The sequence below is a fragment of the Cellulomonas sp. P2_B4 genome (assembly GCF_056404795.1).
In genome coordinates this window covers 64,197-88,064 of record NZ_JBFUDI010000013.1, presented here as the reverse complement: position 1 = coordinate 88,064, position 23,868 = coordinate 64,197, and the positions used below count along the sequence as shown (strand labels likewise).

The following is a 23,868-nucleotide window of genomic DNA, read 5'->3' as shown; positions in this document are numbered from 1 at the left end:
GCGGATGTGGCGAAGGCCCGGTCCCCAGGCTAGGGGACCGGGCCTTGCGCAGGTGGTGCTGGGCTCAGCGCCGGTCGACGTCCACGACGTCGACCCGGACCGAGCCGTCCGTGGAGAGCGCGCCGACGACCGTGCGCAGCGCACGAGCGGTCCGACCGCCGCGGCCGATGACCCGGCCGAGGTCGTCCGGGTGCACGCGGACCTCGAGCAGGTCACCGCGACGCAGCGTCGAGGCGTTGACCCGCACGTCGTCCGGGTGGTCGACGATGCCGCGCACCAGGTGCTCGAGCGCCTCCGCGAGCATCAGGCCTCGTCGTCCGCGGCAGGAGCCTCGGCAGCGGCGGCCTTGTCGGCAGCCTTCTTCTCGGACGCCTTGGCCTTGGCCTTCTCGGCGTCCAGACCGACGGCCTCGATGGCCGCCTTCGGGTCGACCTTGTCGGCCTTGGTGCGCAGGGTGCCCTCCTGGCCGGGAAGGTTCTTGAACTTCTGCCAGTCACCCGTGATCTTGAGGAGCACGGAGACCTGCTCGGTCGGCTGCGCGCCGACGCCGAGCCAGTACTGCGCACGCTCGGAGTCGATCTCGATGAACGAGGGCTCCTCGGTGGGGTGGTACTTGCCGATCTCCTCGATCACGCGGCCGTCGCGCTTGGTGCGCGAGTCGGCGACGACGACGCGGTAGTACGGCTGACGGATCTTGCCGAAACGCTTGAGACGAATCTTGGTGGCCACGGTGTGGTCTTCTCCTGAGGTCTGCTGAGTTGACGTTCCCGCGCATGGCCCGTGGGGTTGGGCGCGCCGGTTCGGTCGGGGACACGGTGAACGCAGGTAGAGGGGCTGCAGACGCCGGGTACAGCCGACCATTGTGCCAGATGTGGAGGGTCTCCCCCAACCACATGCCCGACGTCACACGTGCGCGACGACGTCCCCCCGGAGAACCACGGCGCGCGGGTGCTCGAGCACGGCGATGTCCGTCCTGGGGTCGCCGTCGTAGACGACCACGTCGGCGCTCTGGCCCTCGGCGACGCCCGGGACGCCCAGCCACTCGCGCGTCCGCCAGCTCGCCGCCGCGACCACCTCGCGGGGCGGCAGGCCGGCGCGCACCAGCTCGGCGGCCTCGTCGGCGATCCGGCCGTGCCCGAGGGTGCCGCCGGCGTCGGTCCCGACGAGGACGGGGACGCCCGCCTCGTGCAGGTCGCGCACCAGCTGGTAGCGGTGGGCGTGCAGGGCGCGCATGCGCGACGCGAACCGCGGGTAGCGCGCCTCCCCCTGGGCAGCGATCGCCTCGAACTGCGCGATCTGCAGGAGGGTCGCGGTGACGGGGATGCCCGCCGCCGCGATGCGGTCGACGTGCTCGGACGTGGCCCCCGTGGCGTGCTCGAGGCAGTCGATACCCGCGTCGAGCAAGGCGTCGAGCGACTCCGTCGCGAACGTGTGCGCCGTGACGCGGGCACCGGCGGCGTGCGCCCCGGCCACCGCCTCTTTCAGCACGTCCGCCGGCCACAGGGGCGTCAGGTCGCCGTCGGCTCCGAGGTCGCGGTCGATCCAGTCGGCGACGAGCTTGACCCAGCCGTCGCCCCGCGCCGCCTCCTCGAGGACCGCGGACGGAAGGGCGTCCGTCGACGCGAGCTCGCGGCCGTAGTGCCGCAGGTACCGCTTGGGCAGGGCCAGGTGCCGTCCCGCGCGGATCAGCCGCGGGAGGTCGGCGCGGTCGTGCACCCAGCCGGTGTCGGCCGGCGAGCCCGCGTCGCGCACGAGCAGCACGCCCGAGTCGCGGTCGGCGATCGCCTGCAGCTCGGCGGTCGCGGCGTCGACCGGGCCGTCCGCCGCCAGGCCGATGTGGCAGTGGACGTCGACCAGGCCGGGCAGCACCCAGCCCTCGAGGACGGCGGACGGCTCGAGCGCCGGGCGCTGGAACGTCAGTCGTCCGCCGACGACCCAGGCCTCACCGACCTCGTGCTCGTCGTCGAGGACGACCGTGCCACGCAGGTGCAGGACCATCGGGGTGGCCGCAGCCCGGCTCAGCGACCGCCGAGGAACCGGTCGAGGTCCGCGGGCAGCGTCAGGTCTGCGGGGTCGACGTCGACGGGTGCCTTGGGTGCGGCGACGCCGAACGCGGAGCCGGGGGCCGAGGCCGGACGGCTCGTGATGCCGCGCTCCTGCTCGGCCCGCTTGGCCGGGTTGCCGGACTTGGCCTTGACCCGGCGCACCGGCGGGGCCGTGCGACCCTTCGACTTCTTGCCGCCCATGCCCGGCAGGTTGCCCATGCTGCCCGGCATGCCCGGGGGCATCCCGCCGCCCTTGGCCATCTGCTTCATCATCTTCTGCGCGCCGTCGAAGCGCTCGAGCAGCTGGTTGACGTCGCTGGGCTGCGTTCCCGAACCCTTGGCGATGCGCGCGCGGCGCGAGCCGTTGATGATCTTCGGCGTGCGGCGCTCGGCGGGCGTCATCGAGCGGATGATCGCCTCGATGCGGTCCACCTCGCGCTCGTCGAAGTTGTCCAGCGCCTCGCGCATCTGCCCCATGCCCGGCAGCATGCCCATCATCTTCTTGAGCGGTCCGGCCTTGCGCAGCTGCTGCATCTGGCTCAGGAAGTCCTCGAGCGTGAGGTCCTTGCCTGCGGACAGCTTGTCGGCCAGCGCCTCGGCCTCGCCGGCGTCGAACGCCTTCTCGGCCTGCTCGATGAGGGTGAGCACGTCGCCCATGTCGAGGATGCGCGACGCCATGCGGTCGGGGTGGAACACCTCGAAGTCGGTGAGCTTCTCACCGGTGGAGGCGTACAGGATCGGGCGGCCCGTGACGCTGGCCACCGACAGCGCGGCGCCACCGCGGGCGTCGCCGTCGAGCTTGGACAGGACCACGCCGGTGAACCCGACGCCGTCCTGGAACGCCTGGGCGGTCGTGACCGCGTCCTGGCCGATCATCGCGTCGATCACGAACAGGATCTCGTCCGGGTCGAGCGCGTCGCGGATGTCGGAGGCCTGCTTCATCAGGTCCGCGTCGACGCCGAGGCGTCCGGCCGTGTCGACGATCAGGACGTCGTGCTGCTTCGACTTGGCCGTCGCGAGCCCCTCGCGGGCGACCGCGACCGGGTCGGCGTCGGCCGGCAGGACGTCCTCGTGGCCCTGGTTGCCCCGGTGCGGGGCGAACACGGGCACGCCGGCGCGCTCGCCGACGACCTGCAGCTGCGTCACCGCGTTCGGGCGCTGGAGGTCGGCCGCGACGAGCAGCGGGGTGTGGCCCTGCGACTTCAGGTGCAGCGCGAGCTTGCCGGCGAGGGTCGTCTTGCCGGCACCCTGCAGACCCGCGAGCAGGATGACCGTCGGCGGGTTCTTGGCGAGGTTCAGCGTGCGCGTCTCGCCGCCGAGGATCGCGACGAGCTCCTCGTTGACGATCTTGACGACCTGCTGGGCCGGGTTCAGGGCACCGGAGACCTCGACCGACAGGGCCCGCTCGCGCACGGCACCGGTGAACGACCGCACGACCGGGACGGCGACGTCGGCGTCGAGCAGGGCGCGACGGATCTCGCGCACCGTGGCGTCGATGTCCGCCTCGGACAGACGGCCCTTGGTACGCAGGTTCTTGAAGGTCGACGTCAATCGGTCGGACAGGGTGGCGAACACCTGGCGATCCTCACACTTCGGGGGTTCTCAGGAACGGCTTCTCAGAGAGAGCCCAGCGTACCTGCCAGGGCGCGGGTGGCCCGCGCCGTCAGGTCGTCGACGAGCGTCGCGCGCCACGTGCTCCACGCCAGCGGACCGGCCGCGCCGGCGTCCGCCTCGGTCAGCGCGCGCAGCAGGACCAGCATGTCCGGGCGGTGGTCGACCGCGTCGAGGAGCCGCGCGATGGTCGCCGGGTCGTCCGGGTCGGCGGTCGTGGCGAGCTCCGAGAGCGTGAGGTGCTCGCGCACCAGGCGCGTCACGTCGGCCACCATCTGCTCGTCGAAGCCCATCCGCGCCACGATCGGGCCGGCCAGGCGGGCACCCTCGACCGAGTGGTCCCCCGCGCCGGCGCGCTTGCCGATGTCGTGCAGCAGGGCCGCCACGAGCAGGGTGTCGCCGTTCTCGACCACGCGCTTGTCGCGGCTCGCACGCGCGACGGTCTCGATCAGGTGGCGGTCGACCGTGTGCCGGTGGACCTGCGACCGCTGCGGCCGGTTCCGGACGCCCGCCCACTCGGGGATCCAGGTGGTCACCACGCCGGCCAGGTCGAGCGCCTCCCAGATGGGCACCTGCGCCGGACCCGAGCCGAGCAGCTGGAGCAGGTACTGGCGCGCCGCCTTGGGCCAGGGCGTCGGCAGGGGCGGCGTGGACGTCAGGCTCGCGACCGTCACGGGCGACAGGCTCAGCCCCGTCCGCGCAGCGGTGGCCGCCGCGCGCAGCGAGAGCAGCGGGTCGTCCGCCGGTCGCGCGTCGACCGCGAGCACGATCTCGCCGTCGTGCTCGACCAGGTCCTCCGCGATCGAGCGCAGCCGTGGCGCGGCCCGACGTCCGCGCACGAGCATCGCGGTCCTCGCCGGGCGCTGGAGCGCCTGCCGGGCGTTGCGGACGGTGGTGTCGAGCGCGTAGGAGATGACGCGGCCGGCCTCGGCGATGCTCGCCAGGAGGTCGTCGCGGTCGTCGAACCCCACGAGCGCGGCCACCTCGTCCTGGTCGGCGAGCAGGAGCCGGTTGGTGTGCCGTCGCGTGACCACCTGCACGGTGTCGCGCACGTCGAGCAGGTGCGCGTAGGCCATGTCGACCGCACCGTGCGGGCGGTCCGTCAGCCAGGTGGCAGCCAGGGCGCTGAGCACCACGGCGTCGCGGATGCCGCCGCGCGCCTCCTTGAGCTCCGGCTCGATGAGGTAGGCGAGCTCGCCGTGCCGCTCGGCGCGCTGACGGGTCGAGTTGAGGAGCTCGGGGAGCCGGCGGCGGGCCGCGGAGCGCCAGTCCTCGAGCAGGGCGGACTTGGCGCGCGCGATCACCAGCGCGTCGCCGGCCACCGGCTGCAGGTCGAGCAGGCCCACCGCGGCCGGCAGGTCCTTGGAGGCCACCTGGCGGCACTGTGCGAGCGAGCGGACCGAGTGGTCCAGGTCGAGCCCGGCGTCCCAGATGGGGTACCAGATGCGCTGCGAGAGCGCGGCGAGCTCGTCGGGCGAGTGCCCGCGTCCCTCGTGGACGAGGAGCAGGTCGAGGTCGCTGACCGGGCTGGCGTCACCCCGGCCGATGCTGCCCACCGCCCCGAGCGCGATGCCCGAGACGTCCTCGCCCTCGGTGGCGAGCGTCCACTGCTCGCTGAGCCGGTGGACGACGAGGTCGACGATGGCGCGGCGTCGCCCGATGCCGTCGGACCCCGGGCCGGTCAGGCCGGCGGCGAGCTCGAGCCGTTCTGCGCGGAGGTCCCGCACCCCAACGGGGGGGTGCGGGACCTCGGGCGACCCATGTCCGGCCACGCCCCCCGCGGGCGGCCGTTCGTGTGTCATGTGCTGCGATTCACCGTCCTGCTAGAGCGCGTCGTCGCCGTGCTCACCGGTGCGGACACGAGCGACGTCCTCCACCGGCACGACCCAGACCTTGCCGTCACCGATCTTGCCCGTCTGGGCCGCGCGGATGATGACCTCGGTCACGCCCGCCACGTCCTCGTCGGTGACCAGGACGTCGATCTTCACCTTGGGCACCAGGTCGACGGTGTACTCCGCGCCTCGGTAGACCTCGGTGTGGCCCTTCTGACGGCCGTAGCCGCTCGCCTCGCTCACCGTCAGCCCCCGGACTCCGGCGGCCTCCAGCGCGGACTTCACGTCATCGAGCCGATGCGGCTGGATGACAGCCGTGACGAGCTTGGTCATCAGTTCACCTCCGTCAGGACCCGGGTTCCACCCAGGGTCTCGTACGCCGTCTCACCGTGCACTGCCAGGTCGATGCCGTTGACCTCGTCATCCTCGCTGAGCCGCAGACCGGTGATCGCCTTGAGGACGAAGCCGATGATGATGGTCAGGACGAAGGAGAACACGACCGCGAACAGTGCCACGACCGCCTGCGAGGCCAGCTGGGTGAAGCCGCCACCGTAGAAGACACCGTCCTGCGCGCCGTCCGGGTACCAGGCACCCTGGTTCGTCGTCGCGAAGAAGCCGATCAGCAGCGTCCCAGTGATACCACCGACGAGGTGGACACCCACCACGTCGAGAGCGTCGTCGTAGCCGAACTTGAACTTCAGGCCGACCGCCAGGGCGCAGACCACACCGGCGATCGCACCGATCGCGATGGCGCCGTACGTGTCCACCGCGGCCGCAGCCGGGGTGATGGCGACAAGGCCCGCGACGATGCCGGATGCGGCACCCAGGGACGTCGCGTGGCCGTCGCGGATCTTCTCCACGATGAGCCAGGTGAGCATCGCGAGGCAGGTGGCGACGAACGTGTTGATCCACGCACGACCGGAGACGCTGTCCGCGCCGCCCTCGGAGCCGGCGTTGAACCCGAACCAGCCGATCCACAGCAGGCCGGCACCGAGCATGGTGTACGGCAGGTTGTGCGGCCGGATCGGCTCCTTCGGCCAGCCCTTGCGCTTGCCGAGCAGGAGCACGAGGGCGAGGCCCGCGATACCGGCGTTGATGTGGACGACCGTGCCACCGGCGAAGTCGATGGGGGCCGAGAGCCAGCCCGCGACCTTACCGACCGGGCTCAGGAAGCCGCCGCCCCACACCATGTGCGCGAGCGGGAAGTAGACGAGCGTCACCCACACCACCGTGAAGGCGATCCAGGTGCCGAACTTGATGCGGTCGGCGATCGCGCCCGAGATGAGTGCGACCGTGATCACGGCGAACGTGGCCTGGAATCCCACGGCGACGAGCGCCGGGACGCCCGCGAAGCCCAGGAGGCTCAGGTCGTCGGTCAGACCGTTCAGACCGAAGTACGTGGTGGGGCTGCTGACGAACTGCCCGAATCCGGTCGTGTCCGGGCCGAAGGCCATCGAGTAGCCGTACAGCACCCAGACGAAACCCACGGTCCCGACCGAGATGAAGTTCATCATCAGCATGTTCAGGACCGACTTGCTGCGGACCATGCCACCGTAGAAGAACGCGAGGCCGGGGACCGTCATCATGAGGACGATCGCGGCCGAAGTCATCATCCAGGCGGTGTTGCCGGAGTCCAGCGTGAATTCCGCGGAAACCAAGGTGGAGCCCATTACGCGTCTCTCCCTCCGCCGACCTGGCGGTCGGACGGGTCAACAGTCGGGGAGGCCCGTTTCCTTCGGTCACCAGGGACGTTACGGGCGTGTGACAAGCGCCGATCCCGCGTAAACGTTCGATTTCGTGGTGAGCGGTCGTCCAGGAGGTCCGGCCGTGCGTCGACGCGCGTCGTGCCTGGTCAGCCACTGATTCCGGCAGGTGATGGGCTCGGTGACAGTCCGCATGGGCGCCTTGCCGGACCGACGGCGACAACTCCACCCATTATCCGAGCAAACCGGACAGGTCGGCGCGACCCTGCGCTCGGGTTCAGCCCTCGAGCAGCCCGTCGACGAAGGATGCGGCGTCGAACGGCGCCAGGTCGTCGGGTCCCTCACCGAGGCCGACGAGCTTGACCGGGACGCCGAGCTCACGCTGGACCGCCACGACGATTCCGCCCTTCGCGGTGCCGTCGAGCTTGGTCAGGACGATGCCGGTGACGCCGGCGACCTCGTTGAAGACCCGCGCCTGGTTCAGGCCGTTCTGGCCCGTCGTGGCGTCGAGCACCAGCAGCACCTCGGACAGGGGCGCCTCGCGCGTGATGACGCGCGTGATCTTTCCGAGCTCGTCCATCAGGCCGGCCTTGTTCTGCAGGCGCCCGGCGGTGTCGACGAGCACGACGTCGACGCCCTCGGTCTTGCCCGTCCGGACCGCGTCGAACGCGACGGCCGCGGGATCGGCACCGTCGCGGTCCGAGCGCACGGTGTGCACGCCCACCCGGGAGCCCCAGGTCTGCAGCTGGTCGGCGGCGGCGGCTCGGAAGGTGTCCGCCGCACCGAGCACCACAGTGCTCCCCTCGGCGACGAGCACGCGCGCGAGCTTGCCGACCGTCGTCGTCTTGCCGGTGCCGTTGACGCCGACGACCAGGACGACGGCCGGGACGGCGGACCCGTCCTCGGCCACGGTCGGGGCCGTGCTCAGCGACCGGTCCAGCGTGGGGTCGACGAGCGCGATGAGCTGCTCTCGCAGCAGCGCGCGGACCTGCGCGGGGTCCTTGACGCCGTCCACCCGCACCCGTGTGCGCAGGGCGTCGATCAGCTCACCGCTCGGACCGGCGCCCACGTCCGCGAGCAGCAGCGTCTCCTCGAGCTCGTCCCAGTCGTCCTCCGTGAGGTGGTCGCGCGAGAGGACCGCGAGCAGCCGCGTGCCCAGGGGTGAGCCAGACCGAGCGAGCCGGGAGCGCAGCCGCGCGAGGCGACCCGCGACGGGTTCGGGGACCTCGAGGACGGGAGCCAGCTCGGCCTCGTCCGGGAAGACCTCCTCGGGCGCCTCGACGACGGGCGCGGGAGGCGCCGTGTCGGCGGGAGCCTCGACCGGGGCCGCTGCCGGTGCCTCCTCCGCCACGGGAGGCGGTGCCTCGTCGTCGAGGCCGGGTCGGCGACGACGCACGAGCGTCGTCGCGAGGACGACGAGCAGAGCGATCGGGATGCCGGCGGCGAGAAGGATCTCGAGGCTGTCGTTGGTCACCGGGACAGTCTGTACGGCGGCGGCGCCAGGAAGCGAGTCAGCGTCGCTTGCCGGTCAGTGCTCCCGCGGCCTTGGCGCGCGCGTCCTGCAGCGTCGAGGTCAGGTCGTCGACGTGGAGGTACGGGTCCCCCTCCTCGACGGTCACGCTGAGGAACTCGGCCAGCGAGACGTCCACGGGCTCGGCGGTCGCGGCGGCACCGACCGCGGAGTCGGGGTGGTCCCGGCCCGTCAGGCCCGCCTTCAGGGCGGTCAGCGGCGACTCGCGGCGGTCGCGCCGGGTGCTGACGACGCTGGCCACGAGCAGCACACCGCCCGCGACGAGCAGGGCGACGAAGATCGCAACGAGAACCGGCATGTCATCCAGTCTCCGTGCCGAGCACGCCGTGAGCAGCATCGAACGCGCGCCGGGCGGACAACCTCACACAATCTCCACAAGGACGCGAGGCACTCAGACCGCGACGTCCTCGCGCATCCGCTGGCTGATCACGGTGGTCACGCCGTCCCCGCGCATGGTCACGCCGTAGAGGGCGTCGGCGATCTCCATCGTGCGCTTCTGGTGCGTCACGACGATGAGCTGGGAGTCCTCCTGCAGCTCTCGGAAGATCTCGAGCAGGCGGCCCAGGTTCGCGTCGTCGAGCGCGGCCTCGACCTCGTCCATCACGTAGAACGGGCTGGGCCGCGCCTTGAAGATCGCGACGAGGAGCGCCACGGCCGTCAGCGACCGCTCGCCACCCGACAGCAGCGACAGGCGCTTGACCTTCTTGCCGGCAGGCCGCGCCTCGACCTCGATGCCGGTGGTGAGCATGTTGTCGGGGTCGGTGAGCACGAGTCGCCCCTCGCCGCCGGGGAACAGGCGCGGGAAGACGACGTCGAACGCCGCCGCGGTGTCGTGGTAGGCGTCCGCGAACACCTGCTCGACGCGCTCGTCGATCTCCTTGACGATCTCGAGCAGGTCGGCACGCGACTTCTTGAGGTCGGCCAGCTGCTCGACGAGGAACTGGTGACGCTCCTCGAGCGCGGCGAACTCCTCGAGCGCGAGCGGGTTGACGCGTCCCAGCAGCGACAGGGCACGCTCGGCAGCCCGGAGGCGCTTCTCCTGCTGCTCGCGGACGTAGGGCACCGCCGCCGGCTCGTCGGAGCCGGGGTCGGGCGGGGGGATGACCGGGACGTCCTGGTGGGGGCCGTACTCGTCGATCAGCACGGCCGGGTCGAGGCCCAGGTCGTCGACCGCGCGCGCCTGCAGCGTCTCGATGCGCAGGCGCTGCTGCGTGCGGGCCATCTCGTCGCGGTGCGCGACGTCGGTCAGCTGGGCGAGCTCGCCGGCCCGGACGTCGACCTCGGCGCGGGCCGCGGTCACCGCGCGGTCGCGCTCGCCGCGCGCGGTCTCGGCATCGTCCCGCTCGGCGGACGCCCGACGCAGGGACTCGTCGAGCACGACGAGCGCGCGCTGGGCACCGTCACGGACGGCCTCGGCGACCCCGGCCTGCCGCGCGCGCGACCTCTCGCGCTCGGCGSCCCGCTCMCGGGCGGCGCGCTCGGCCTGCGCGGCGCGCTCGAGCGACTCCGCACGACCCGACAGCGCGCGGGCGCGCTCCTCGCCGGTCCGCAGCGTCAGCCGCGCCTCGGTCTCCCGGGCGCGGGCGCCGGACGCCAGCTCGGCCAGGCGGTCGCGACGCGCGCTGCCCTCCATGATCGCGGCCTCGGACTCGGCGGGCTCGACCTCGGCCGCGGCCAGCCGCTCGGTGAGCTCGGCGAGCTCGGCGGTGTCCGCTTCGAGCGTGTTCGACGCGCCGTCGAGCGAGGTCTGCAGGCGCGCGGCCTCGGCGTTCGCGGCGCGGGCGGTCGAGCCGAGGTGGCCCAGCTGCTCGGCGACGGCCGCGAGGGCCGCGTCGGACTCGTTCAGCCGGTCCAGGGTGTGCTCGTGCGCCTCGCGGGCCGCGGCCAGCGACTCGGTCGCCGTCGTCAGCTCGAACCGGACCCGCTCCCCCGCCGCAGCCGCGGCCGCGGCACCCGACCTCGCCTGCTCGAGCGCGGCCTGCAGGTGCAGCGCGCTCGGAGCGGTCGCCGAGCCACCGGAGGCGCGGTGCTGCGACAGGACGTCACCGGACCGGGTCGCGACGACCAGGTCGGGGCGGGTGGCGACGATCGCGCGGGCGGCGGCGAGGTCGTCCACGACCACGACGTCGGCGAGCAATGTCTCGACGGCGGCGCGCACGTGCGCGGGGGCCCGGACCAGGTCGACGGCGCGCTCGGCGCCTGCGGGCACGTCGGTCACCGGCGGGGCGGGACTCCCGGCACCGCCGCTGACCAGCAGCGTCGCCCGGCCGGCGTCCTCGGTGCGCAGGTACCGGATGGCGTCGACGGCGGCATCGACCGAGTCGACCGCGACCGCGTCGGCGAGCGAGCCGAGCGCCGCGACGATCGCCTCCTCGTCCTTCGGGTCCACCGCCAGCAGGGCCGCGACGGATCCGACGAGACCGGGCTGACCGTCGGCGGCGAGCAGTGCGCCCACGCCGTCCTTGCGCGTCAGGCTGAGCTCGAGGGTCTCGGCGCGCGACTCGAGGGCCGCACGCTCGCGGTCGGCGGCGCTGAGCTGTTCCTGGAGCGCGGCGAGCCGCTCGGTCGCCTTCTCGAGCGCCTCGACGGCTGCCTCGTGCTCGGCGTCCAGGCCCTCCTCGCCCTCCTCGACACCCGCGACCTGCGACTCGAGGACGGCGAACTGGGTCGTCGCGTCCTGAGCACGCAGCTCGGCGGCCGCCAGCGACTCGCGCAGGCGCCCGATCTCGGCCTGCGTGGCCTCGACGCGGCTGCGTCGGGCCGCGACCTGGCCGGCGAGGCGGGCGACGCCCTCGCGACGGTCGGCGGCACCGCGCAGGGCGGTCGCCACCTCCTTCTCGGCGGCGACCGCCTCGGCCTCGGCCTGCTGGCGCGCGGTGACGGCAGCCTCCAGCCCGGCCCGGGCCAGCTCGACCTCGCCTGCCAGCTCCGCCTCCGCCGAGCGCACCCGCTCGGCCTGGGCCGCCAGGTCGTCGGGGTCGGCGCCGCCGGAACGCTCGGGGCCGGCGCTGCCGAGCAGCCGGACCCGGTCGGCCGCCAGCGAGGCGGTGCCGCGCAGCCGCTCGCGCAGCGACGACAGCCGGTACCAGACCTCGCTGGCCTCGCTGAGCGCGGGTGCCGCCTCGGCCGCCTCCCGCTCGAGCGTCGCGAGCCGCGCACGGACGCCGGCCAGGGCCTGCTCGACCTCCTCGCGCTTCACGCGCAGGGCGCTCTCGTCGGCGATCTCCTGCTCGAGCGTGGAGGTGAGCTGCGCCAGGTCGTCGGCCAGGAGCCGCGCGCGGGCGTCGCGCAGGTCGGCCTGGACGGTCTGCGCCTTGCGAGCGACCTCGGCCTGCCGGCCGAGCGGCCCGAGCTGTCGTCGGATCTCGCCGGTCAGGTCGCCGAGCCGCGTCAGGTTGGCCTGCATCGCCTCGAGCTTGCGGAGCGCCTTCTCCTTGCGCTTGCGGTGCTTGAGGACGCCTGCGGCCTCCTCGATGAAGCCGCGCCGCTCCTCGGGCGTGGCCCGCAGGACCGCGTCGAGCTGGCCCTGGCCGACGATGACGTGCATCTCGCGGCCCAGGCCCGAGTCGGACAGCAGGTCCTGGATGTCCAGCAGCCGGCAGCCCTGGCCGTTGATCGCATACTCGGACCCGCCGTTGCGGAACAGGGTGCGCGAGATCGTCACCTCGGAGTACTCGATGGGCAGCGCACCGTCGGCGTTGTCGATCGTCAGCGACACCTCGGCACGACCCAACGGCGGGCGGCCGGTGGTGCCGGCGAAGATGACGTCCTCCATCTTGCCGCCGCGCAACGACTTGGCGCCCTGCTCCCCCATCACCCAGGCCAGCGCGTCGACGACGTTGGACTTGCCCGAGCCGTTCGGCCCGACCACGCAGGTGACGCCCGGCTCGAAGTTCAGGGTCGTCGCCGAGGCGAACGACTTGAACCCCCGCAGGGTGAGGGTCTTGAGGTGCACGGTCGAAGCCTAAGGGCTGGCCGCCCGGCAGCCGGGAGGCGGCGCTGCTCAGTGCCGGTGGGGGCCGGGATCGGGCAGGTCGAGGCGCTCCGCGAGCCGGCTCCGGGCCCGCCCGACCGCGCGTGCGACCCGGGCGTCCTCGTCGTGGAGCGTCGCGAGCACCTCGAGGTCATCGTGCTCGCCGACCACGGCCAGCGCCTGGGCGGCGGCGACGCGGACGCGGGGTGTCTCGTCGGCCAGGAGGGCTCGCAGCGGCTCGGCCGCCTCCGCGACCTCGCGCAGCCGGACCACCGCCGCGCACGTCTCCCGGACGCGCCACGCGGGGTCGGACAGCCCGCTGACGACGGCGCGCCGGACGCCGACCTCCTCGCGCCAGGCGTAGCGCAGCGCCCGGGCGGCCCAGGCACGTGGCCAGTAGTCGGGCTTGCCGGGCTGCGTCGCGTAGCGGTCCGCGAGCCGTTGCGACCCGGGCCCGGAGATCAGGTCCAGCGAGAACGGATGGTCCGACGCCCGTCCGGTGAGCAGGTCCACGCACCGGTCGACGACGACGTCCTCACCGAGGTCCGCGCACGCCTGCGCGACGAGGTCCGCAGGCGTCGCGGCCATGGTTCAGAGCGCGGGGAACCAGAGCGCGATCTCGCGGGCGGCCGACTCGGGAGAGTCCGAACCGTGCACGAGGTTCTGGATGACCTTCAGGCCCCAGTCGCGGGCGAGGTCGCCGCGGATCGTGCCGGGCGCGGCGACCGTCGGGTCGGTGGCGCCGGCCAGGGACCGGAACCCCTCGATGGCGCGGTGGCCCTCGACGACGACCGCGAGCAGCGGGCCCGAGCGCATGAAGTCGACCAGCGGGGTCAGGAACGGCTTGCCGGCGTGCTCGGCGTAGTGCTCCTCGAGGAGCTCCACGGAGGCCTCGCGCAGCTCGACGGCCACCAGCGTGTAGCCCTTGGCCTCGATGCGGCGCAGGACCTCGCCGGTCAGCCCGCGCCGGACGCCGTCCGGCTTGACGAGGACGAGGGTGCGCTGGGTGGTCGGTGCGTCAGTCATGGCCGTCACCCTAACGGGGGTCGTCGCTCAGGGTCCGACTGCACCGGGGTGAGCGGCGTCATACTCCGCACGCTCGCGGTCGATGCGTCCGCCCAGGCTCAGTGCGACCCACCACAGGATCACGAAGAGCCCGCCAACGAAGAACATCATCGGGACCCAGATCCCGCCCGCGAGCACGAGCACCTGCCCGACCCACCCGGCCGCGTACCCGCCGGGCCGCGAGACGAAGCCCGACAGCAGGATGAGCAGCACGCACAGGCCGCCGCCGACCAGCCAGACGGTGGCCGTGGGGGCGACCCGGAGGCCGTACGCCACGAGCGTCGCGAAGAACACCACGACAGCCTCGAGAACGAGGATCGTCTGCGTGAACTGGGGCTTCGCGGGGCGCTTGCGGCGTACGGCCGGACCGTCACCGGTGGTGGAGCTCATGCGGCCAAGGTTACCGGCGGGCCGACGCGCCGACGTCCTGCGCCGGCTCGCGGTGCGGGCTCGGGATGTCCGGGTGGGCCGGCGCGGAGAGCTCGTCGAGCACCACGGAGCCGTCGACCGTCTCGGTCACGTCGCCGGAGCCGTCGGCGGCCAGCGCCTCGCCGCGGGCGACCATGCCGGCCACGTCGGAGAGCTTGACCTCGCGCAGGAAGAGCGCGAGAACGAACCCGACGAGGACCACGGGCACGAGGTACCAGAACGACGGGGCGAGGGCGTTGGTGAAGGCGTCGATCACGCCGGTCTTGTAGGGCTCGGGCAGGGCCTGCACGGCCGCGGGGGTGAGGCCCGCCGCGCTGTCGCCGGCACCCGCCGGGGCACCCGCGAACACGTCGCCGAGGTTCGCGGCGAGCTTCGTCGTGAAGAGGGTGCTGAACAGCGCCGTGCCGACGGCCGCGCCGATCTCGCGGAAGAAGTTGTTCGTGCTGGTCGCGGTGCCGATCTCGTGCGGGTCCACGGAGTTCTGCACGGCGAGGACGATCGTCTGCATCACGAGGCCCATGCCCGAGCCGACCACGAAGATCATGGCGCCGAACAGGATCATCGACATGTCACCGGTGATCTGCGTGAGCCACGCGATGCCCCCCGCCGTGATGGCCAGGCCGGCCACGGGGAAGATCTTGTAGCGGCCCGTGCGGGTGATCGCCAGACCCGACCCGACGGCCGCGATCATGACGCCGACCATCATCGGGAGCATGAGGAAGCCGGACTCGGTCACGCCGGCACCGGTCGACATCTGCAGGAACGTCGGCAGGAACGCGATCGCCGCGAACATCCCCATGCCGAGGATCAGGCCGATCACGGTGGCGATGGTGAAGGTCGGGTTGCGGAACAGGCGCAGCGGCAGCAGCGGCTCCTGCGCGCGCAGCTCCACGACGATGAACGCCGCGATGGACGCGAGGGTGCCGACGGCGAGCGCGAGCAGACCCGGGTCGGACCAGTCGTAGCCGCGGTTGCCGGTCCAGCTGTCCCAGCTGGTCAGCAGGACCAGGCCGGAGGTTCCGACGACCATGAAGAAGATCCCGGCGACGTCGATCTTCTTGCCGGAACGGTGCGAGGGCAGCTTGAGCGTGAACCAGGCGATCGCGAACGCGGCGACGCCGATCGGGATGTTCAGCCAGAAGCACCAGCGCCAGTCGGCGTGCTGCGTGAACAGGCCGCCGAGCAGTGGGCCGACGACGGCCGCGATGCCGAACAGGGCGCCCATCGGGCCCATGTACTTGCCGCGCTCCTTGGCCGGCACGATGTCCGCGATGATCGCCTGCGACAGGATCATCAGACCGCCACCGCCGAGGCCCTGCATGAACCGCCAGAACACCAGCTGGCCGAACGTGTCGGCGAACCCGGCACCGGCGGACGCCAGCGTGAACAGCCCGATCGCCACCAGGAACGGCCAGCGCCGGCCCCAGAGGTCACCGAACTTGCCGTACAGGGGCATCACGATGGCGATCGCCAGGATGTACGCGGTCACCACCCAGCCCTGGTGCTCGACGCCGTTGAGCTCGCCCACGATCGTGGGCATGGCTGTGCCGACGATCGACTGGTCGAGCGACGACATGAACATGCCCGCCATGAGCGCACCGAAGATGAGCCAGACGGTGCGGGGGGTCAGGACGATCAGCGGCTTGTCTGTCGCTGGGGCGCCGGGTGCGGCGATGGCCATGCGTGGGACCTCGTTCTTCGGTGCGTTCGGGCAACTGTGATCGCGTCGCGGGACGCGAGGGACGACGGTGGAGCGGCTTCAGTCGGAGACGATCGCGCGCAGCTCGGCGACCACGGCAGCGAGGTGGTCTCCGACAGGCACATCGGCAGGTGAGGCCTCGGAGCGCAGGAATGTCGCGTGCACGAGGAACATCAGGGCGGCGGAGACGGTCTCGGTGGAGTACGCCGACGACGCGGTCCCCGATCCGAGGCGCTTCTCGACGACGGCCGCGAGCTGCCCCTTGTGCTTCTCGAGCCAGGCCATGTGGCGGGCGATCAGCCGCGGCTCCTGGGCCGCCAGCTCGAACGCGCGCGCCATCCGGGCGTGGTCCAGGTGCGGGTCCCCCAGGAACGACGAGACGAGCGCCTGCATGTCCTCGAGGAGGTGACCGGTCGGGCCGCCCGCGACGAACGCGTCGGCGGCCTCCGACTCCAGCGGCCACGGCGCGTGCCCGAGGACCGCGTCGTCCTTCGTCTCGAAGTAGTTGAAGAACGTGCGGACCGAGACACCCGCCTCCGCGCAGATCGCCTCAACCGTCACCGCGTCGAGGCCGTGCTCGGCGACGAGTCGATGGGTCGCGTCGATCAGCGCCTCGCGGCGCGCAAGCTTCTGGCGCTCCCGCAGGCCGGGGCCCCGGGGATCGGCCGAGCCGACGAGTAGGGTGTTCTGCACGAGGTGCAACTTTACATCTCGTGCAATATTTTCTGAACGCCCGTCCATGTGGACTCGGTCACACGGGATCAGGTCTCGCCGAACCCGCCCTCGACCGCCTCGACGAGGGCCGCGACGGCCTCAGCAGCCTGCGCGCCCTCGGCCTCGACCTGCAGCTCGTGCCCCTGCGTGGCCCCGAGCTTCATCAGGGCCAGCACGCTCGCCCCGTTCGCGCCGTTGACCTGCACCTTCGCGTCGTAGCCCGCCAGCATCCGCGCCACGACCGCGGCGGGCCGGGCATGCAGCCCGAGCGGGTTGCGGACCGTGACGGTGGCCCGCACTACACCGTCGTCGCCGACCGGACCCGCTGGGGCGGCCTCCGCCGAGGGGGTCCCGAACATGCCGCCTGCGGCCTCTGCCGACGCGTGGACCGTCTCCAGGTCCGCTCCCCCGTGCGCCGTCACGGCCGCCGCGACAGCGCCCTCGACGAACGGGGCGTCCGCGAGCCGCACCCGCGCCGCGACGTCGGGGTCGAGGAACTCCACGACGGACTCGGTGGTGAGCACCGCGGAGCCGAGGTCGGTCAGGACGACGGCGGAGCCACCGTCCTCGGTCGCCCTCGTCAGCGCGGCCTCGATCGCGCCGAAGCTCGTGCCGATCCCCCCGTCGTCCATGCCACCCGCGGCGATCAGCAGGACGCCGGGCGCCATCTGGCCGGCGAGCTCGGCGGCCCCTTCCGCGAGCGCGCGCGAGTGCGAGACGAGCACGAGCGCGACCCGTGCGCCCCCGCTCACTCCGCGGCCTGGGCGGCGGCGCGCAGGATCAGCTCGGTCGAGCGCGCCCCCGGGTCCATGTGGTGCGCCGAGCGCTCGCCGAGGTAGCTGGCGCGACCCTTCGTCGCGATCAGCTCGACCGTCGCCTCCGCACCGGCGGTCGCGGCCTGCGCGGCCGCCTCGAGGACGGCGGCCGGCGTGGCGCCCGAGTCGGCGGCGGCGACGGCCGCCTCGACCGCGGGCGTCCACGCGTCGACCATCGTCTTCTCGCCGGTGTGCGCCTTGCCGCGCGCGACGATGCCCTCGAGCGCACCCTCGAGCAGGGCCACGACGCCGTGGCTGTCGAGCTCGGCGACGCCGGTGGCCTTCGCCGCGCGCAGGTAGGCGGTGCCGTAGAGCGGACCTGCGGCACCGCCGACCGTCGACATCAGCGTGGTGGCCACGAGCTTGAGCACCTCGCCGATGTCGGCGGGCTGCTCTTCGAGCGCGTCGAGCTTGGCGGTGACGGCGGTGAAGCCACGGAACAGGTTCTCGCCGTGGTCCCCGTCACCGATCTGGCGGTCGAGCTCGATCAGCTCCGACCGGTGCTCGGTGACGGTCTGCGCCGACAGGCGCACCCACGAGATCGCCCACGCGACGTCCAACGTCATACCCACGCTCCCATCGACAGTTCCCGAGGCCGAGCTCCCCTGCGCCGCACCCATGGCGTCACCAACCGGCTGCTACCAGCGCAGCGCGGTCGTGTGCACCGGTGCGTCCCACAGGGCGGTCAGCTCGTCGTCCAGTCGGAGCACGGTGACCGATGCGCCCTGCATCTCCAGCGATGTCACGTAGTTGCCCACGAGCGACCGGGTCACGACGACCCCCCGCTCCTCCAGCAACGCGCGAGCCCGACGATAGACGACGTAGAGCTCGGAGGCAGGTGTGCCCCCCATGCCGTTGACGAAGAGGAGAACACTCTCGCCGGAGGCGAGGCCCAGGTCCTCGACGACCGGCGTCAGGAGCATCTCCGTGATCTCGTCGGCACTGGCCAGCGGGATGCGGCGCCGACCCGGCTCGCCGTGGATCCCGATGCCGATCTCGATCTCGTCGTCGGGCAGGTCGAAGCTGGGCTTGCCCGCGTGCGGCACGGTGCAGGCGGTCAGCGCGACGCCCATCGACCGCACGTTGGCGATGACCTTCTCCGCCACCGCGGTGACGGCGTCGAGGTCGTCCCCGCGCTCGGCCGCGGCACCGGCGATCTTCTCGACCGCGACGGTGCCGGCCACACCGCGCCGTCCGGCGGTCCACAGCGAGTCCTCGACGGCGACGTCGTCGTTCACGACGACGGTGCGCACGGTGACGCCCTCGGCGTCGGCCAGCTCGGCCGCCGTCTCGAAGTTGAGCACGTCGCCCGTGTAGTTCTTGACGATCGCGAGGACGCCTGCGCCCCCGTCCGACGCGTGCAGCGCCGGCGCGATCTGGTCGGGGGTCGGAGACGTGAAGACGGCACCCGGTACGGCAGCGTCCAGCATCCCGAGACCCACGAAGCCCCCATGCAGCGGCTCGTGGCCGCTCCCACCACCGCTGACGAGGCCGACCTTGCCGGCAACTGCGCCACCCGCACGCGTGACGAACCACGGGTCGCTGTGCACGGAGACGACGTCGGCATGCGCCGCCGCAAATCCCTCGAGCGACTCGGCCACGACGGTCTGCGGGTCGTTGATGAGCTTCTTCACTGCAGCCATCCCTTCCTCCGGGCGCCCACGGCGAGCGACCCGCGCACTTCCGTCCTCGGACCCCTTTGTCCCGACATGTTCACCTTGTGGGTGCCGGTCAGGGCCGTCAAGGTGAGAACGTGCGCCACCGGTGCACGTTCGTGCACCATCGCTCGAAGGGGTGATGCCTCCTCAGCGACGCCCGAGCAGCATCCGGGCCTCGGCGACGAGCAGGATCGACCCGGTGACGAGCACACCCGCTCCCCTGTCGGCCTCGCTCTCGGCGCGTGCGACGGCGAGGTCCAGCGCGTCGTTCAGGCGTTCGGCGACGTGCACGCGGTCCTCCCCGAAGATGTCGATCGCGGTCTCCGCGAGGTCGTTCGGATCCATCGCGCGGGACGTGGAGGCACTCGTGATCACCACCTCGGCGAGCAGGGGCTCGAGCGCCGCGAGGATGCCCTCGGGGTCCTTGTCCGCCATCACGCCGACGACGCCGACGAGGCGCTCGAACTGGAACGCCTCCTGCACCGCCTCGACGAGCGCCTCGGCTCCGGCGGGGTTGTGCGCACCGTCGACCAGGATCGTCGGGCTGGTGCGCACGAGCTCGAGCCGGCCCGGTGAGTCGACGTCAGCGAACGCGATCTCGACGACACCGGGATCCAGCGCGCGCCCACCGGTCATGAACGCCTCGACAGCGGTGAGCGCGAGCAGGGCGTTGTGCGCCTGGAACTGCCCGTGCAGGGGCAGAAAGATCTCCGTGTAGGTCCCGCCCAGGCCCTGCAGCGAGAGCAGCTGGCCGCCGACCGCGACCTGCCGGTCCACCACGCGGATGTCCACGCCCTCGCGGACCACCCGGGCGCCGTGCTCCGCGGCGACCGCGAGCAGCACGCCCTCGACGTCCTCGGTCTGCTCGGCGACGACGACCGTGGCACCGTCCTTGATGATCCCCGACTTCTCCGAGGCGATCTCCACGACCGTGTGCCCGAGGAAGCGCTCGTGGTCCAGGGCGATCGGCGTGATGATCGAGACCTCGCCGTCGGCGACGTTCGTCGAGTCCCACGCGCCGCCGAGGCCCACCTCGATGACGGCGACGTCGACCGGCGCGTCCGCGAACGCCGCGAACGCCATCACCGTGAACACCTCGAAGAACGACAACCGCGGCTCGCCCTTCTCGAGCGACCCCTGGTCCACGAGGTGCACGTACGGCGCGACGTCCTGCCAGACCTCGACGAACCTCTCGTCGCTGATCGGCTCGCCGTCGATCGCGATGCGCTCGGTGACCCGCGACAGGTGCGGGCTGGTGAACCGGCCCGTGCGCAGCCCGTGCTCGCGCAGCAGACGCTCGACCATGCGCGAGGTCGACGTCTTGCCGTTGGTCCCCGTCAGGTGCACCACGCGGTACGCCTTCTGCGGGTCGCCCAGCAGCTCGCACACGGCCCGGACCCGGTCCAGGGTCGGGTCGATGTCGTGCTCCGGGGCGCGGCTCAGGATCGCCTGGTAGACCTCGTCGGCGGCCAGCCGGGCCTCCTTCTCGGCCTGACGACGCACGTGCTCGGCTCCGCTGCTGCTGCTCACGCCTCGTACCCTCCACCTTCGACGGCCGCCACGGTGACCCGCAGCTCGGGCGACGCGTCCGCGACCTCGATCGAGATCGCGAGCGTCTCGCGGGCGATCGTGTCGCGGTGCGCCTCGACCGCCGCCAGGTGCTCGGCGGGCACGTCGAGCGTGAGCACGATGCGGTCACCCACCTGCAGACCGGCCGCCTTGCGGGCATCCTGGACCGCGCGCACGACGTCGCGGGCGTAGCCCTCGGCTCGCAGCGCGTCGTCGAGCGTCAGGTCGAGCACGACGAACCCACCGCCCGGCAGCACCGCGGCGGCACCGCCCTCGGACCCCACGACGGTGGTCAGCTCGTACTCGCTCGGCTCCAGCGCGACCCCGCCCGCGACGACCGTCTCGCCGTCGACGCTCCAGTCACCCGCGCGGGCGGCCTGGATGACCGCCTGCACGCCGCGACCGAGCCGCGGACCGGCCGCGCGCGCGTTGACCGCGAGCCGCTGCGTGATCCCGAACCGCTCGGCGGTGCCGGCGTCCGCGGTGACCAGGTCGACGGCCTTGACGTTGAGCTCGGCCGCGAGCAGGTCGGAGTAGGGCGCGAGCGCGTCCGCGTCGTCGACCGCGACCGTGAGGCGGTGCAGCGGCTGGCGGACGCGGACGCCCGCCGCCTTGCGCAGCCCGAGGGCGGTGGAGGTGACCGCGCGGACCTGGTCCATCGCGCCGACGAGCGACTCGTCTGACGCGCCGGCCACCGGCCAGTCGGTCAGGTGCACGCTGCGACCGCCGGTGAGCCCGCGCCAGACCTCCTCGCAGACCAGCGGGGCCAGCGGCGCCATGACGCGCGTGAGCACCTCGAGAGAGGTCCAGAGCGTGTCGAACGCGTCGGCGTCCTCGGCCCAGAAGCGGTCACGCTGCGTGCGCACGTACCAGTTGGTGAGCACGTCGAGGTGCTCGCGCACCGACTCGCACGCGGCCGCGATGTCGTAGGCGTCCATCTGCGCGGTGACGTCCCGGACGAGGTCGTCGGTGCGCGACAGGACGTACCGGTCCATGGGCGCGAGGCCGGGGACCCGCTCCGCCGAGACCGCCTTCGCCCTGTACCCCGCGCCACCGTTCGCGGCGCCCGAGTACAGCGAGAAGAAGTAGTACGTGCTCCACAGCGGCAGCAGCACCTGGCGCACCCCGTCGCGGATGCCCTCCTCGCCGACGATCAGGTTCCCGCCACGCAGGATCGAGCTCGACATGAGGAACCAGCGCACGGCGTCCGAGCCGTACACGTCCCACATCTCGACCGGGTCAGGGAAGTTGCGCAGGCTCTTGGACGCCTTGCGGCCGTCGTCGCCCAGCACGATGCCGTGGCACATGACGTTGCGGAACGCCGGCCGGTCGAAGATCGCCGTGGCCAGGACGTGCAGCGTGTAGAACCAGCCGCGCGTCTGGCCGATGTACTCGACGATGAAGTCGCCCGGGTAGTGGTGCTCGAACCAGTCCGCGTTCTCGAACGGGTAGTGGACCTGGGCGAACGGCATCGAGCCCGAGTCGAACCACACGTCGAGCACGTCCGGGATGCGACGCATCGTCGAGGCACCCGTCGGGTCGTCCGGGTTCGGGCGCGTCAGCTCGTCGATGAACGGGCGGTGCAGGTCGGGCTCGCCCGCCTCGTTCGTCGGGACCCGTCCGAAGTCCGCCTCCAGCTCCGCCAGCGACCCGTAGACGTCGACGCGGGGGTGCGCGGGGTCGTCGGAGACCCACACCGGGATCGGCGTGCCCCAGTAGCGGTTGCGGCTGATCGACCAGTCGCGCGCGTTGGACAGCCACTTGCCGAACTGGCCGTCCTTGATGTGGTCCGGGGTCCAGCTGATCTCCTGGTTGAGCTCGACCATGCGGTCGCGGAACTCGGTCACGCGCACGAACCAGCTGGAGACCGCCTTGTAGATCAGCGGGTTCCGGCAGCGCCAGCAGTGCGGGTAGGAGTGCTCGTAGGTCTCGTGCCGCACGACGACGGACCGCTGCTCCGCAGGTGTGCGCGACAGCGGGCCGGTGCCCGCCTTGAGGTCCGCCGTGATCGGCTTGTTGGCCTCGAACACCTGCAGGCCGACGTAGTCCGGGACCTCGGTGGTGAACCGGCCGCGCGAGTCGACGGGCACGACCGGGGCGATGCCGACGGCCTCGCACGCGACCATGTCGTCCTCACCGAAGGCGGGCGCCATGTGCACGATGCCCGAGCCGTCCTCGGTGGTGACGAAGTCGCCGAGCAGCACCTGGTGGGCGTTCTCGTGACCGGCGAAGTAGTCGAACGGCGGCGTGTACCGGCGGCCCGCGAGGTCGCGGCCCTTCACGGTCGCGACGACGGTCGGCTCCGGACCCAGCTCCTTGGCGTAGGCGCCGACCCGGGCGGCCGCGAGGACCACCTGCTCCCCCGCGAGCGCGGAGTCGGGTCCCGGTTCGACCGTCACGTAGTCCACGTCGGGGCTGACGGCGATCGCCAGGTTGCTCGGGAGCGTCCACGGCGTCGTCGTCCAGATGAGCGCCAGCTCGCCGGTCTCGAGCCGCAGCCCGACCGTGAGCGCGGGGTCCTGGCGGGACTGGTAGACGTCGTCGTCCATGCGCAGCTCGTGGTTGGACAGCGGGGTCTCGTCGCGCCAGCAGTACGGCAGGACGCGGTAGCCCTCGTACGCCAGGCCCTTGTCGTAGAGGCGCTTGAACGCCCAGATCACCGACTCCATGAACGTCGTGTCGAGCGTCTTGTAGTCGTGGTCGAAGTCGACCCAGCGCGCCTGCCGGGTGACGTACTCACGCCACTCGCCGGTGTACCGCAGGACCGACTCGCGGCACGCCTGGTTGAACGCCGCCAGGCCCATCTCCTCGATCTGCGAGGTGTCCGTGATGCCGAGCAGCCGCTGCGCCTCGAGCTCGGCGGGCAGGCCGTGCGTGTCCCAGCCGAACCGACGCTCGACGTGGTGGCCGCGCATCGTCTGGTAGCGCGGCACGACGTCCTTGGCGTAGCCCGTCAGCAGGTGGCCGTAGTGCGGCAGCCCGTTGGCGAACGGCGGGCCGTCGTAGAAGACGTACTCGTTGCTGCCGTTCTCACCGGCGGGGCGCGCGTCGATGGACGCCTGGAACGTCCCGTCGGCGTCCCAGTAGGCCAGGACGTCCTTCTCGAGGGACGGAAGGTCCGGCGAGGCGGGGACGGACGCGGACGGGCGGTGCAGCGGGTAGGCCACCGTACGGATCTCCTGTGGTCGGCACCCTGGGTGGGTGCGTCGCTCTCGGCTGCGAGG

At 72.3% G+C, this 23,868-nt stretch carries 20 protein-coding genes; all 20 read right to left on the bottom strand.

The window, feature by feature from the left end:
• Window positions 1–64: 64 nt before the first annotated feature.
• Entirely contained in the window at window positions 65–304 is a 240-nt protein-coding gene (locus tag AC1DZC_RS18200; RefSeq protein WP_477040859.1) for an RNA-binding protein, read from the bottom strand.
• On the bottom strand, window positions 304–729 hold the full coding sequence (gene rpsP, locus AC1DZC_RS18195; protein WP_477040860.1) for a 30S ribosomal protein S16: 426 nt from the start codon (window positions 727–729) through the stop codon (window positions 304–306). The genes AC1DZC_RS18200 and rpsP overlap by 1 nt, the downstream gene beginning before the upstream one ends.
• Before the next feature lie 174 nt (window positions 730–903).
• Window positions 904–1,998: an amidohydrolase family protein gene (locus AC1DZC_RS18190; protein ID WP_477044242.1), complete on the bottom strand. Its 1,095-nt coding sequence runs from the start codon at window positions 1,996–1,998 to the stop codon at window positions 904–906.
• Window positions 1,999–2,018: 20 nt separating this feature from the next.
• Complete coding sequence (gene ffh, locus AC1DZC_RS18185; protein ID WP_477040862.1) at window positions 2,019–3,620, bottom strand: signal recognition particle protein; 1,602 nt, start codon at window positions 3,618–3,620, stop codon at window positions 2,019–2,021.
• Between the two features lie 41 nt (window positions 3,621–3,661).
• Window positions 3,662–5,458: a [protein-PII] uridylyltransferase gene (locus AC1DZC_RS18180; protein WP_477044241.1), complete on the bottom strand. Its 1,797-nt coding sequence runs from the start codon at window positions 5,456–5,458 to the stop codon at window positions 3,662–3,664.
• 21 nt (window positions 5,459–5,479) lie between these two features.
• A complete protein-coding gene (locus AC1DZC_RS18175) occupies window positions 5,480–5,821 on the bottom strand; it encodes a P-II family nitrogen regulator (protein ID WP_028047055.1) in 342 nt (113 codons plus the stop codon).
• Complete coding sequence (locus AC1DZC_RS18170) at window positions 5,821–7,101, bottom strand: ammonium transporter (RefSeq protein ID WP_477044267.1); 1,281 nt, start codon at window positions 7,099–7,101, stop codon at window positions 5,821–5,823. The genes AC1DZC_RS18175 and AC1DZC_RS18170 overlap by 1 nt, the downstream gene beginning before the upstream one ends.
• 367 nt (window positions 7,102–7,468) lie before the next feature.
• Window positions 7,469–8,665: a signal recognition particle-docking protein FtsY gene (gene ftsY, locus AC1DZC_RS18165; protein WP_477044240.1), complete on the bottom strand. Its 1,197-nt coding sequence runs from the start codon at window positions 8,663–8,665 to the stop codon at window positions 7,469–7,471.
• A gap of 37 nt (window positions 8,666–8,702) precedes the next feature.
• Window positions 8,703–9,020, bottom strand: a complete 318-nt coding sequence (locus AC1DZC_RS18160) for a hypothetical protein (RefSeq protein WP_477044239.1) — start codon at window positions 9,018–9,020, stop codon at window positions 8,703–8,705.
• Window positions 9,021–9,113: 93 nt separating this feature from the next.
• On the bottom strand, window positions 9,114–12,677 hold the full coding sequence (gene smc / locus AC1DZC_RS18155; RefSeq protein WP_477044238.1) for a chromosome segregation protein SMC: 3,564 nt from the start codon (window positions 12,675–12,677) through the stop codon (window positions 9,114–9,116).
• 48 nt (window positions 12,678–12,725) lie between these two features.
• Window positions 12,726–13,283 carry a HEAT repeat domain-containing protein gene (locus AC1DZC_RS18150; RefSeq protein ID WP_477044237.1) on the bottom strand — a complete coding sequence of 186 codons (558 nt, stop codon included), beginning with the start codon at window positions 13,281–13,283 and terminating at the stop codon, window positions 12,726–12,728.
• A 3-nt stretch (window positions 13,284–13,286) separates the two neighbouring features.
• Window positions 13,287–13,721, bottom strand: a complete 435-nt coding sequence (ndk, locus tag AC1DZC_RS18145; protein ID WP_477041121.1) for a nucleoside-diphosphate kinase — start codon at window positions 13,719–13,721, stop codon at window positions 13,287–13,289.
• Window positions 13,722–13,748: 27 nt separating this feature from the next.
• Window positions 13,749–14,150 (bottom strand): DUF4233 domain-containing protein, encoded by a 402-nt coding sequence (locus AC1DZC_RS18140; RefSeq protein ID WP_477041122.1) that lies wholly within the window; start codon window positions 14,148–14,150, stop codon window positions 13,749–13,751.
• Between the two features lie 10 nt (window positions 14,151–14,160).
• Window positions 14,161–15,870, bottom strand: coding sequence for an MDR family MFS transporter (locus AC1DZC_RS18135; protein ID WP_477041123.1), 1,710 nt, complete (start codon window positions 15,868–15,870; stop codon window positions 14,161–14,163).
• Between the two features lie 78 nt (window positions 15,871–15,948).
• A complete protein-coding gene (locus AC1DZC_RS18130; RefSeq protein WP_477041124.1) occupies window positions 15,949–16,581 on the bottom strand; it encodes a TetR/AcrR family transcriptional regulator in 633 nt (210 codons plus the stop codon).
• 68 nt (window positions 16,582–16,649) lie between these two features.
• Window positions 16,650–17,354, bottom strand: coding sequence for a dihydroxyacetone kinase phosphoryl donor subunit DhaM (gene dhaM, locus AC1DZC_RS18125; RefSeq protein ID WP_477044236.1), 705 nt, complete (start codon window positions 17,352–17,354; stop codon window positions 16,650–16,652).
• Complete coding sequence (dhaL, locus tag AC1DZC_RS18120) at window positions 17,351–17,983, bottom strand: dihydroxyacetone kinase subunit DhaL (protein WP_477044235.1); 633 nt, start codon at window positions 17,981–17,983, stop codon at window positions 17,351–17,353. The genes dhaM and dhaL overlap by 4 nt, the downstream gene beginning before the upstream one ends.
• Before the next feature lie 72 nt (window positions 17,984–18,055).
• Window positions 18,056–19,051 (bottom strand): dihydroxyacetone kinase subunit DhaK, encoded by a 996-nt coding sequence (gene dhaK / locus AC1DZC_RS18115; RefSeq protein WP_477044266.1) that lies wholly within the window; start codon window positions 19,049–19,051, stop codon window positions 18,056–18,058.
• A gap of 171 nt (window positions 19,052–19,222) precedes the next feature.
• A complete protein-coding gene (locus tag AC1DZC_RS18110; protein WP_477044234.1) occupies window positions 19,223–20,605 on the bottom strand; it encodes a bifunctional folylpolyglutamate synthase/dihydrofolate synthase in 1,383 nt (460 codons plus the stop codon).
• Window positions 20,602–23,811 (bottom strand): isoleucine--tRNA ligase, encoded by a 3,210-nt coding sequence (ileS, locus tag AC1DZC_RS18105; RefSeq protein ID WP_477044233.1) that lies wholly within the window; start codon window positions 23,809–23,811, stop codon window positions 20,602–20,604. The genes AC1DZC_RS18110 and ileS overlap by 4 nt, the downstream gene beginning before the upstream one ends.
• Window positions 23,812–23,868 lie beyond the last annotated feature (57 nt).